Genomic DNA, 12,256 nt, shown 5'->3' on the forward strand with positions numbered 1-12,256 from the left:
CGAAAAAGAAAACTCCCCAGCACGAGTGCAAGGGAGTAGTTATTCGTATATGTATCTGTATATAGAATATTGCCAAGGATAACCTTTAGAATCCTGCTCCGTGCTCATAAGTTGTGATTGGTCCGTTACTTCCGGAACCAACTGGGCCGATAATGATGAAGCTAAACAATGCTAAAATGCCTGCCATCATCAATAGTGATTTTTTCATCTTTTCTCACCTCCCTTATCAGCTTTCTGTATTTCTCCTGTTGATTCAGAGTTGCATAGTCCCTATTGGTCTCAAACAAGGTCACGCACTTAATGAAGTCTATTCCATTATTAGTCTTAATAGATAACTCTAAAGACTGTATGATATAGTCTACACCCGTAATATATTGTCCATTGTTTATTAGATACATGGCTATTTGATAGTACAACCGATATAATCGGTCAATATTAATGGGATCTTCAAACTGTTCAAATCGTAACATTTCCCGTGCAAAACGTTTAAGCACATCGTCTACAGAAAATCTGTAATGATTAGCCGATTCCATAATAATAATGAGTCCTGGCAATATTTCTCCGGGGTGCTCAGCCAAAAAAGCTACATAGTCCGGTACAACCTTTACGTTTCCCTCCAACATTTCCAGTGTGAAACTGTTCCCAACTGCAAATAATCGGAATTGTTCTACAGCTTGCTGGCCTACTTCATCCAACATCTCAAACCAGCCTAAGTCTGCATAACCAGCGGTATATTTCTTCGCCGCTTCATATTGACCTTGCTTCGTCAACGAAATTGCTTTAAGCAAATATCCGTGTCCATAATAAACAACGAGCGGACGTTCCGTACAGAGTTCTTCTCTTCGTTTGTCTCCGCTCCTCCGCAGTTCTTGGCGGTAAACTGCATTGGCTAAAGCTCTCAACTCATCAGCATAGATCTCCATTTCTTCCCATCTGCGAAGGGCGAAACATAGCTGTGTCAGCATCAATAAACCATCTAATTGCAAATTTTCCGGAAGGCGCCCCCTAAAAGGACTAAAGCTAATGACTGCGCGTAGCTTCTCCTCCATATCAAGTGTTTGCAAAAATTTAAAATTACGATAATGACTGATCGCGAGACGTTCACTATAACTATCCGACTCGTTCTCTACTACAATCTTGTAAAAAAACATGGATTCCTGAACTTTGCCTTTATTGAATAATTTATCAGCAACAGAATAAATGATATCCAGCGGCTTGGTAGACTCTAATAATCTGCTTATAGTTTCATCAATGCAATTCTGTTTGCCCAATTCAGCACAACGAATCAAAAAGGGCTCCACTCTACGGCGTGAGACCTTCTCATCATTGAAGCATTCATCAACATATAGAGGATATAACCAACCTTCTGGAAAACCAAAGGCTTTTATAATTGCATCTACTTGTCCCAAGGACATAGGCTTCGGCGGATTTCCATGCAGAATTGCACTGAGGCTGCCTCGATTCAGGCCACAAATTTTTGAAAATGAGGCGAGATTATGGCCGGAGCGGGACAAATTTTTCTCAATTTCTGAGCGTATAGTTGTTAACTTTCCCTCCACTCGGCACCCCCAAAGTTTGACTTGAAAAGATTCTATTAATTGACATTATAGGTGAAAGTTATGGATTGTACAACAAATAGATTGTACGACAAATAGAGGAGCCTAATACGCTCCTCTAGATCAGTAACATCTTCATAGTATTATATTTCTATGTTGTCGGTAGTTTAGCTAACAGTGATGGCGGTTTTGGAACTTCTACTATAGGATGTAATGCCGGCTTTCCGGTTGCGCAAATTTTCCATCATCTTATTTTGTGCCAGCAAAATATAGCTGTCTAATCGCTCACTGAGCTCTAGAACAGCACGGTCACTAAGACTGCGTTGCTCTGCAACCTCCAGCAATTCACATCTAAGACTCTCTATAGTTACAAGTAGCTCATCTTCTTTATAATCTTTTCTATGATTATTCTTGGAGGAATTTGGATTTTGTGTCACATCTCTCTCCTTCTCTCTATCAACATCTTCTCCTATCATAAGTCATGATACCAAAAAACATATTTTCAAAAAAAAGAAAAATTGTAGAGCTTCTAACAAAAACGGAATTACTACTTATTCAGAGTCCTCCACAAGTTCGTCAGGGAGCTCATTTGGATACTGTTCTCGCAAAAGTCCCTTTGCAAAAGCAATCCATTCGCGTGCCGCAAAAGATAAATAACGGTCTCTACGCCACGCCATAGCAAGCTGCCACGGAATTACCGGATCCGTCAAAGGCACAACGACCAATCGTGAACGATCCATATCCCGGCAAATGGTTTCTGGCAGCAATGCGATTCCCATTCCGGCAGCCACCATACGGCTAATTAAGTCCCATTGGGAGCTCTCATAGATAACCTTAGGCTGAAATCCCGCCTTCACACATTCCGTAATAATCCGATCATGCAGCGTAAAATCCTCCCGGAACAGCACAAACTCCTCTTCGGCTAGTTCACTTAACGGAACAAGGTCTGCCTCGGCCAATCTATGTCCAACAGGTAAAATAAGATTCAGCTTCTCTTCAACAAAGGTGAAGCAATGAAGTTTGGCTGTATTTACAGGCAGCACAACCATTCCGATATCCAACAAGCCCGTTTCTACATCTTCCTCCACTTTTTTCGCGCCATCCTCATGCAGACGAATAGTAACCTGCGGATAACGTTTATGAAATTGACCAATCACCGAAGGAAAAAAGCTCGCTCCTACCATTGGAGGCAGACCGATGCGGATGTGGCCCTGCTCCAAATTTCGTAAGCTATCCAGCTCAGAAGACAAGCTGGCGAACGACTCCACGATATTTTGCGCTTTGGTGAACAGAATTTCCCCCGCATCTGTAAGCCGGACACTTTTCCCTTCACGGTAAAACAAATCAGCCTCCAGCTCGATCTCCATATTCCGGATCATTTTACTGATCGTAGGTTGTGAAATATATAAGGATTCGGCAGCCCGAGTAAAGCTTTTCATTCGTGCTGCTTGGACGAAATATTCTAATTGTCGGATATCCATTTTCCAACCTCCGATCCATAGACAAAAGGAATGTCATTTATTCAATCTATTCATTTTACCTATGAAAACAATTGATGTAAACTTTCATTATCATGAAAGGAGCGAAGCCTTATGAAAAAGATTATTATAGGCTTGCTGCAGGTAGCGGGACTCACCCTATTCTCATTACTAATCAATGCTGTAACCCCATTTTTGCATATCCCTATTCCCGGAAGCATACTCGGAATGATTATATTGTTTCTTCTGCTTGAGTTTGGTGTCATTCATCTGAATTGGGTTGAAGTTGGTGCTTCTTGGCTACTGGCTGAGCTCTTGCTGTTCTTTATTCCATCTGCTATCGGCGTAATGAAATACGCCAATATTCTGGAAACTGATGGTTTACGAATCCTCGCGGTGGTCATTTTGGGTACGATTGTTGTAATGGCCAGTTCCGGATTACTTACCAGTAGAATTTACAAAGCAAAGGAGCGGAAAGGATCATGTTAAACGCTCTATTATTCTTCGGTCTTACGGTTGCTGTATATCTACTGGCGAAACGCATTTATGCTTCTAGTGGCAAAGTGTACACCTCTCCATTGATCATTACACCCGTGCTTATGATTATCTTCTTACTCATCACAGGCATTACTTATGATTCTTACAATGCGGGAGGCAAATGGCTGACGGATTTGCTGCAACCGGCAACTATGGCCTTTGCAATCCCTCTGCATAAAAACTTCAAGGTGCTCAAAAAGCACGCCGCCGAAATTGCGGCAGGCGTGCTGTCAGGGACGATAACAGCGGTGATCTCTTCCATTCTGCTCGCCAAATGGCTGCATGTCAGCGGCGATCTGGCAGCCAGTCTGGTTCCACGTTCGGTGACTACACCGATCGCTATGAGCATCTCGCAAAGTATCGGCGGTGTACCGAGTATTACTGCAGTCTTCGTCATCATTACCGGGATACTCGGTACAATGATGGGCCCTACAGTACTCCGCATCTTCCGCATTGACAATGAAATCGCGCGTGGTGTATCGCTGGGAACCGCTGCGCATGGTACAGGAACATCCAAGGCCTTCGAGCTTAGTTCACTGACCGGAACCATCTCCAGTATTGCGATGATTCTGTCCGCGCTGTTATCCATAGGTGTGGCGCCAGCTTTACTCGCAATATTCCTCCACTAGGCTAACCCAGCTTGAGCCAAGGACATGTCTCTTTAGCACATCTAAGGCGGCATGTCCTTTTTTTAAGAATCCGAACTTAGAATTTAACCGGAAGTCCACTTTGTGCGGACTCGTAAGCCGCACAAGTTACTTTAAGCGTCTTGAATCCATCCTCATAGTCACTGAGAATACGCGAACGATCTCCTGTCCGTACAGCATACAGAAAAGCTTCACTTTCCACTAAATATGGATTTCCTGTGTTTTCAAATTCGGTGCTATTGCCACTTCGCACTTCCAAGAGACGATCCGGGTTCCAGTCCAGCAATCCCCGATCATTATAGAAACTAAGACCTACACTTCCTACCGGATCAGGCAGGACACATGTATTTGAAATATTAGCTATGATTCCATTCTCAAGCTTCAGAGATACGGTACCTACATCGGCTACACTCACACCTTCATGCTGCTCATGCATAATTCGATTTCCGAACATGCCGTATACTTCTTTTACCTCTCCTGCCAGATAACGCACCAAATCGACGATATGAGTGGTCTGCTCGGTGAACTGTCCTCCAGATTGCTCCTGATCACGCCACCAAGCTACGCCCGGCATGCCGCCCATCCACTGGCCCATGACCATACCGATCTTGTCACCACGTAATGTTTCCTTGAGCCTTTTAACATTCTCTTGATAGCGGAAATGGTAGCCTACCGAGGTCAATAAATTATGTTCTTTAATATCTTGCAGCAAGCTGGCAGGAATTTCAGTAGTCATACTAAGCGGCTTCTCTATAAAAAAAGGAATATCCCTCTTGATTAATGAACGTTCAATCGCACCATGAGATTGTGGAGGCACACAGATATAAACAGCATCAAGCTTCTCCGCATCCAACATCTCTGTAATATCACCATATCCAGCAGCTCCATATGGACGTGCCATATCTTCGCCTTTGGCTTTACTGCTTCCACAGACTGCCTGCAACTGGACATCAGCCATCCCTGCCAGCAAATCAGCATGTACCTTAGAGAACCAACCTGTACCCACAATACCCACTTTTATTGTCATATTATTTCCTCCTGCCGATTGATTATGAATACCCTTTCGTAGATTATAACCTCTTATGAGCGTATAAGATAATCTCTCCATTCTTCGGGAAGCAAATGCATATATGGACTCTGCAAAAAACGGTCATCCGCCAACACGATAATGCCCGTATCCGTCTCGCTGCGAATCAACCTGCCTCCGGCTTGGAGTACCTTACACATTCCCGGATAGACATAGGCATAATCAAAGCCATTTTTTCCTCTGGCATTAAAATATTGACGCAGCAGATTGCGTTCAAGACCAAGCTGTGGCAGGCCAACGCCAACAACCATAACCCCATTGAGGCGATCCCCTGGCAGATCCACACCTTCTGAAAAAATCCCTCCAAGTACAGCAAATCCCAATAACGTCTCGTCATTATCTGGACTAAATGCGGCTAAAAAACATTCTCTAGCTTGCTCGCTCATGCCAGTATCCTGCATCAATGTCCGGATTTCAGGGTAATACTCCGTAAAGGCCTGATATACGTTTTGCAAATAGAGGTACGAAGGAAAAAACACCAGATAGTTGCCCTTTTTAGAGACCATTTGGCTCAGTGCTTTAGTCAACGGAACTAGGGAGGCTTCCCGGTCATGATAACGTGTGGAGACAGGTAAGACGGTTACTTCCCACTGCTCTTTCTGAAAAGGGGAAGAAACGGTTAAACTGTAATCTTCCTCCGCCGCACCAATCATATCCCGGTAGTAAGATAATGGAGAAAGTGTAGCTGAGAACAGGATCTGACTGCGAAAGCTCTTGGACATCTGCCGTAGCAGATGCGAGGGATCCAAATTGAATAGCTTGAGATAGACATCCCCTCTACGAACCTCCGCATAGGTAATGTAGCGTTCATCATAGGTCTTAAAGGTGCGGAGCATGCCCTGAACTGCAAAATAGGTATCCAAGAGGACATTTTCCCCTTCTCCTTCCCCATTCAGTGAGACAATACTGGAGCTCGGGTGAATAAGCTCCTGTTCCGCCTCCAAAGAAAATATCTCAAGCAAAGCCGGCAGCTCCTCCGGGAACGAGTCCCACTGCCCTTGCCCCTCTTCATTGCAAATTTTGCGAAGGGAGATGAAAAAAGCATTCACCGATTTAGCGGCTGTACTCAAATTCCGGTTCATTTCTTTATATTGGCGCTGGATTTCCAGGAAAGGGGCTTTCAGCAAAGAGGCGGAGAACATCTCCCGTCCCCGGTCTACCAGATTATGTGCTTCATCTACTAGAAGTACCGTTTCTCTCTTTCTTTCCTCTGTTAGCCGTTTCAGACTGATGCGAGGATCATATATATAATTGTAATCGCAGATCACAGCATCACAGGCATAGGCTGCATCCAACGAGAACTCAAATGGGCACACTTTGTGTTTGTGAGCATACAGTGCAAGGGTGTCTCTGCTCATCAGCGTCTCATGCTCTAACAGATCCATTAATGCCTCGTTGATCCGGTCATAATAACCATCCGTATAAGGACAGGAATCCTTACCACATATCCCCTCTTCGCGAAAACAGGCCTTCTCTTTAGCGGTAAGTGTGATGACATGCAGCTGAAGACCCTGCGTTAGCAACAGCGAGATGGCTTCCTGCGCGGCAAAACGGGTAACCGTCTTTGCCGTTAAATAGAACAATCCTTTAGCTTGTCCTTCGCCCATCGCTTTAAGGACAGGGAACAACGTCGACATTGTTTTCCCGATACCTGTGGGGGCTTGAGCGAACAGACTGACCTTTTCCACGACGGACTTGTATACAGCTCCTGCAAAATGACGTTGTCCCTTTCGATAAGAGGAGAACGGAAAGCTCAACTCCCGAAGACTCTGCTCCTTCTTAGCATCATGACGAACCATCATCTCAGCGTATGGAGCATATCTAGCCACTGTGTCATTCACAAATGAAATCAGTTCTTCAAAAGACAACGTTCGGTACAAGCTTTTTTGCTCATCAGTGGCCCGGTGGACATAGGTAAGCTTAACCTGAATAGAAGAAAGCTCTTGCTCCAGAGCCACCATATATGCGTACATCAGCGCCTGTGCCCAATGAACCTCATGTCCTTCATCCAGTAAATCCAGCAGTCCGGAGGTTGATTTGATTTCTTCGACCGTAAAGCTCCCATCCTCCGAGACAAGCAATCCATCACAACGCCCATCTACAACATAAAGCAGGCTTCTATAAGGAATCTCCGTTTTCAAATAAACCTCCTTGCGGTCACCTTCCTTATATTGCTTTTGGATCTTCTGATGAATTCTTGTGCCTTCGACCATAGCGCCCGTTCCATGAAAGCCAGGTTCAATGCTTCCGCTGCGAAAAACATATTCAACGAGAGTTCTAACTGATAAAGCTACTGTAGAGCTCATCCAGCATCACCTCCTTTTATTATCCATATATCCTTTTTGTTCCCAATTGCCATTTTAGTCCTGAATTCGCTGTATAACCCTGCATGAGAGCAGGAGCGTCAGCTTCAACCCTTTGTGTTCAACTTTACGCGCTTCACTAAGCTTATACTTAGGTTCTCGATTTTTGACATTCTATAGCCAGCCCTGCATAATAAATTTAATTACTATGGAATTATTTTGTCTGGGCGCTGTTTCTTCCTAGCCGGGAAATGGCGTTTTATCATGTAGAAAGAAGGCGAAGCTGTGTCATCCTTTAACTTTAAACAGTGGATCGTTAAACCTTTTGTGTTTTTCACAATAATTTTTATTCTAAAAGCTTTCTTGGCATGGGGCGTAATCTTTGACGATATATTGCCCTGGAAATCATTATTAACTGAAATCCCCTTTGCTTGGGCGCTCTTCTGTATCATTGAACGTTTTGGTTCCAAGCGCAAGCTCGGATATTACATGACCGTAAATTTATTAGTGACAGCCATTTTCTTCGCAGCCATTATGTATTTTAAATATTACGGTGTTATTGTGACTTACCATGCAGCGGAGCAGGTGAATCAAGTCACCGCCGTCAGCAACAGCGTATTCTCACTAATGGATCCATACTACCTGCTGATTTTTACAGACATCATTATTCTTGGCGTCTACTTCTTCTTTAATAAAAAAGGCCGGGTCTATAAGAAAGAGAATATCAACCACCGCCGTGGCGGAAAACTTAAGTATAGTGTTCTGTTTGCAGTCTCACTTGCTTTATGTTTGTTCAACATCTTGCCTAATAAGGCCAGTATGAACGAAATTAAGAAAGCTCAAGAAATGGGAATTCTTAATTATGAAGCTTATACGATCTTCGCTAAAGAAGAGCCTGAGCTAGTCGATTCAAGTGACATTACACAGGATGCCATCAACAAATTGAAGGGGATTAATACTGCGGCTAGTTCTCCACTTCAAGGCATCGCTAAAGGCAAGAACCTTATTATTCTTCAAATGGAATCTTTCCAGAATTTCTTGCTGGGACTTAAATTAGACGGTCAAGAAATTACACCGAACCTGAACAAGGTAATGAAGGACAGTCTTTACTTCCCTAATTTCTATCAAATGGTTGGCCAAGGGAATACGTCGGATGCAGAGTTCGTAGTTAACACTTCCTTCTACATCCCTCCACGTGGAGCGGCAACGATGTCTTATGTGGATAAGGTACTTCCAAGTCTGCCACGCGTGCTTAAAGAAAATGGATATCAGACAGCAACCTTCCACACCAATGTCGTAGAATTCTGGAACCGCGGCGAGCTGTATGACTCCCTCGGCTTCGATCATTATTATGACCGCAAATTTTTTGGTGAAGATGATGTCTTCTTCTTTGGAGCTTCTGATGATACGCTCTACAGTAAGACAGCCGATAAACTAAAAGAAATGGACCAACAGGAGCAGCCTTTTTACGCTCAAGTCATTTCAATGTCAGCGCATCACCCTTTTACTATTCCGGAAGAAAAATACCGCATGAAGCTGCCGGAGCGTTATGAAGGTACTTTTGTTGGTGACTATATCCGTTCCCAGAACTATGCGGATGATGCTTTTGGACATTTTGTAGAAGAGCTAAAAGCAAATGGTGTCTGGGACAATAGTGTAATCATGATTTATGGAGATCATATGGGATTGCCGATTTATTCCCTCGATCATGATGATAAAGAATTGATGACTGAAATCTATGGTCATGAATACAGTTATGCGGATATGATGAACATCCCTCTGCTTATTCATGCAGGTGCTGGCGTAGCATCGCAGACCATTGACGAAGTAGGCGGGGAAGTAGATATCATGCCAACCGCAGCCAGTCTGCTTGGGATTTCATTAGAGAATAACGTATATTTTGGTCAAGATCTACTCAGTCAGACTTATAATTTGCTGCCAGAACGATATTATTTACCTTCTGGTTCATTCATTGCCAGCTCAGGATTGCTTATTCCTGGTAACAGCTTTGAAGACAACACTCAGTACTCTATTTATAACAATGGAACAACGCCGAGTGCCACTGAAGACGAATATAACCGTGCCTTGAGGCTTTTACAGCTTTCCCACAGCTATATCACTCAGTTGCCTGACAAACAACCTAAACAATAAATTACAGGGCGTAGGCAGCCAACGAACAAAAACAGCAGAGCAGCGATTCTCCAATAAGGAGAACCGCTGCTCTGCTGTTTTTATAAAGATATCCATTCCGAAGCTTAGCTGACTAACGCTCCTGGTCCTCGATCATACGGTAATACTCTGCAAAGTTGCGTAGTTCTTCGGGCTTCAGTATGGATAAATGCTCCGCCAGCAGTTCTTTCGACCGGAAATGTCCTTCTTCGAGCACCTGCTGACCTTTTTCGGTGATCGTCACTACAACCGCTCTCCGATCCTTCCCATCCGGCTCACGTTTGATATAACCCAGCACCTCCAAACGGTCCAGCATCACCGTCACCGCACTGGATTTGACCTCCATACATTCTGCCAGCTGTACCACCCGCGACTTCTTTTCTTTCGCTATCATATTTAACAGACCCATCTGTGGCACCGTAAGTCCGAGTTCTTTGTGCAAAGACATTTGAGACATAATCTTACGCTGTACTCTCCACATGGATAGTCCTAGACGATCTATTAACGGATCTATTTGATGTGGCATATTTGTTCAACCCCAATCCGTTTTTAATAACTCAAGCGTACCATTAGAACTGGTTATGATTCAATGGTTTTGTCTACTAAACCATTGAAAGCATGATGGAAAGCGCAAACTTCCACCATTCTCCAATTTCCGACACAGAAATACTATATTCCATGTAAGGTTATAAGCATATCAATACGATATAATCGTAGAGGTGAGAGCTATTATCACTGAGAACATAATTTGTCAAGGTTGGTGCGAAGAATGAAATTAGCAACTAAATTAACTTGGATGATGTTCGTCGTCTTACTTCTTGTAGGATCATCCATCGGGTTTTTCGGATACCGTACAGCTTATAAGCAAGTAGACGAAGCCGCAGGTATCGAATTGGTAGGATGCGCTAATATTACAACCGGCCTGATTGACCCAGCAGACATTTCCGCATTGTTGGCAGGCGATCAAAGTAAACTGGAGGCTGTAGAGGATCGAATCGGTTGGATTGTAGCACATAAAGCTATTTTTAAAGAGGCATTCATCTTATCCTTAGACGGAAAAGTACTTGCCGCAGATTCAAGCTTCCAGGCTAGAGGTTATAAAGCAGGCGATACTTTTTATTTCCCAGCTGAAGTTAAGCAACATATCACTGAGTCCAAGCATTCCTCCTACTCCAAGGTTTATACATACGAAGGTACCTCACTTAAGACAGGTTACGGCCCCATCTATCAGGATCATGATCCATCTAAACCTATAGTTGCGCTGATGGCTATTAATTTCGATGGCTCCATAATTCAAGACCGAACTCAAGATATCATTGTTCAGCCTTTTATTATCGGTGCTTCCATTCTGGTTATAGCTATTGTGGCAGCTTATCTGTTAATCCGCCGAATGATTAGTCCGTTAACGAAGCTGTCCAAAGGGGTCAACCTTGTTGCACAGGGCGACCTTACTCATAATCCTATTTTATTCAACAGCAAGGATGAGATTGGTACATTAGCCCGTAATTTCAATGACATGACCCAAAGCCTGCGCTTACTTATTACCGAGGTCAATGAGACCTCCATGCAGGTAGCCTCCTCTTCCGAAGAGCTCTCCGCCAGTGCGCAGGAAACCAACCGGGCCGGTGAATATAGCGTCAATGTTACGATTGAACTTGCCGATACCGCGAATTCACAGCTGCAGAATATGGAGGGTGAATATAAGTCTGTACAAGACCTGTCTCGTTTCATCACAGAGATTGCAGGCAATGCAGATAACGCAATGAATAATGCGGTCAGCAACGCTAATAAAGCGCGTACAGGCCGTGAGGCAATGGATTCCACCACACAGCAGATGAGAGTCGTAAGTGACAGTATTACCGACCTAGCACTCATTATTGAAACCTTGGGTGGTTATTCCAAAGAAATTGAAAATATCGTGGGTACTATTGCCAGCATCGCAGAAGAAACCAATCTCCTGTCCCTGAATGCAGCGATTGAAGCCGCAAGAGCTGGAGAAGAGGGAAGAGGGTTTGCGGTCGTTGCCCATTCCGTACGTAAGCTTGCTGAGCGCTCAGCCCATTCCGCTGCGCAAATTGGCCAACTGGTCAACATCATCGTAAACCAGATGGATCAGGCAGGAGAAACTATGAAACGCTCTACAGAAGAGATGGAGCACGGCAGAGAAATGATTGCCACGGCAGGCCAGTCCTTCTCGGAGATTGAAATGTCTGTCTCGGGAATGGCCTCACAAAGCCAGCAGATCTCAGGAACGGTTCGCCAGCTTTCGCTGATCTCCGACCGTCTCGTTACAACCCTTCAGAATATCGTAAATGTCGCTAATCAGACGGCCAGCAGTGCAGAGACATTATCCGCTTCCTCAGAAGAACAGCTTGCCGCAATGGAGGAAGTTGAGTCTGCAGCAGCTTTCCTGTCCTCCCTAGCTGAGAAGCTGCAAATTCTGATTGAACGATTTAAGGTTTCTTAATAACAAAGGGGC

Annotated in this window: 10 protein-coding genes; 4 read left to right on the forward strand and 6 right to left on the reverse strand. The window is 44.1% G+C overall.

The genetic code is table 11. The features are described from left to right. Positions 1 to 161: 161 nt before the first annotated feature. From MHI25_RS29320 to MHI25_RS29330, 3 genes are all read right to left on the reverse strand, one after another. On the reverse strand, positions 162 to 1,559 hold the full coding sequence (locus MHI25_RS29320; RefSeq protein ID WP_076105042.1) for a DNA-binding protein: 1,398 nt from the start codon (positions 1,557 to 1,559) through the stop codon (positions 162 to 164). A gap of 164 nt (positions 1,560 to 1,723) precedes the next feature. Continuing rightward, positions 1,724 to 1,993 carry an aspartyl-phosphate phosphatase Spo0E family protein gene (locus MHI25_RS29325; protein WP_076099698.1) on the reverse strand — a complete coding sequence of 90 codons (270 nt, stop codon included), beginning with the start codon at positions 1,991 to 1,993 and terminating at the stop codon, positions 1,724 to 1,726. A gap of 114 nt (positions 1,994 to 2,107) precedes the next feature. Continuing rightward, on the reverse strand, positions 2,108 to 3,037 hold the full coding sequence (locus MHI25_RS29330; protein ID WP_340011539.1) for a LysR family transcriptional regulator: 930 nt from the start codon (positions 3,035 to 3,037) through the stop codon (positions 2,108 to 2,110). Between the two features lie 111 nt (positions 3,038 to 3,148). On the opposite strand from MHI25_RS29330, the gene MHI25_RS29335 reads away from it, so the two are divergent. Beyond that, on the forward strand, positions 3,149 to 3,523 hold the full coding sequence (locus MHI25_RS29335) for a CidA/LrgA family holin-like protein (protein WP_340393038.1): 375 nt from the start codon (positions 3,149 to 3,151) through the stop codon (positions 3,521 to 3,523). Continuing rightward, the gene (locus MHI25_RS29340; RefSeq protein WP_076123999.1) at positions 3,517 to 4,200 is read left to right on the forward strand and encodes a CidB/LrgB family autolysis modulator; all 684 of its coding nucleotides are present in this window, start codon (positions 3,517 to 3,519) and stop codon (positions 4,198 to 4,200) included. The genes MHI25_RS29335 and MHI25_RS29340 overlap by 7 nt, the downstream gene beginning before the upstream one ends. A gap of 76 nt (positions 4,201 to 4,276) precedes the next feature. On the opposite strand, the gene MHI25_RS29345 is transcribed toward MHI25_RS29340, so the two are convergent. Both MHI25_RS29345 and MHI25_RS29350 read right to left on the reverse strand, forming a co-directional pair. Next, positions 4,277 to 5,245 (reverse strand): Gfo/Idh/MocA family oxidoreductase, encoded by a 969-nt coding sequence (locus tag MHI25_RS29345; RefSeq protein ID WP_076182005.1) that lies wholly within the window; start codon positions 5,243 to 5,245, stop codon positions 4,277 to 4,279. A gap of 53 nt (positions 5,246 to 5,298) precedes the next feature. After that, positions 5,299 to 7,611 carry a helicase C-terminal domain-containing protein gene (locus MHI25_RS29350; protein ID WP_340394715.1) on the reverse strand — a complete coding sequence of 771 codons (2,313 nt, stop codon included), beginning with the start codon at positions 7,609 to 7,611 and terminating at the stop codon, positions 5,299 to 5,301. Between the two features lie 282 nt (positions 7,612 to 7,893). On the opposite strand from MHI25_RS29350, the gene MHI25_RS29355 reads away from it, so the two are divergent. Next, on the forward strand, positions 7,894 to 9,759 hold the full coding sequence (locus MHI25_RS29355) for an LTA synthase family protein (protein ID WP_076124004.1): 1,866 nt from the start codon (positions 7,894 to 7,896) through the stop codon (positions 9,757 to 9,759). Positions 9,760 to 9,871: 112 nt separating this feature from the next. On the opposite strand, the gene MHI25_RS29360 is transcribed toward MHI25_RS29355, so the two are convergent. Beyond that, on the reverse strand, positions 9,872 to 10,303 hold the full coding sequence (locus MHI25_RS29360) for a MarR family transcriptional regulator (protein ID WP_081383619.1): 432 nt from the start codon (positions 10,301 to 10,303) through the stop codon (positions 9,872 to 9,874). Positions 10,304 to 10,546: 243 nt separating this feature from the next. Between MHI25_RS29360 and MHI25_RS29365 the strand changes: the two genes are divergently transcribed. Then, positions 10,547 to 12,244, forward strand: coding sequence for a methyl-accepting chemotaxis protein (locus tag MHI25_RS29365; RefSeq protein WP_076303575.1), 1,698 nt, complete (start codon positions 10,547 to 10,549; stop codon positions 12,242 to 12,244). Positions 12,245 to 12,256 lie beyond the last annotated feature (12 nt).

It is taken from the genome of Paenibacillus sp. FSL E2-0177 (assembly GCF_037992975.1).
Lineage (GTDB): Bacteria > Bacillota > Bacilli > Paenibacillales > Paenibacillaceae > Paenibacillus_AQ > Paenibacillus_AQ odorifer.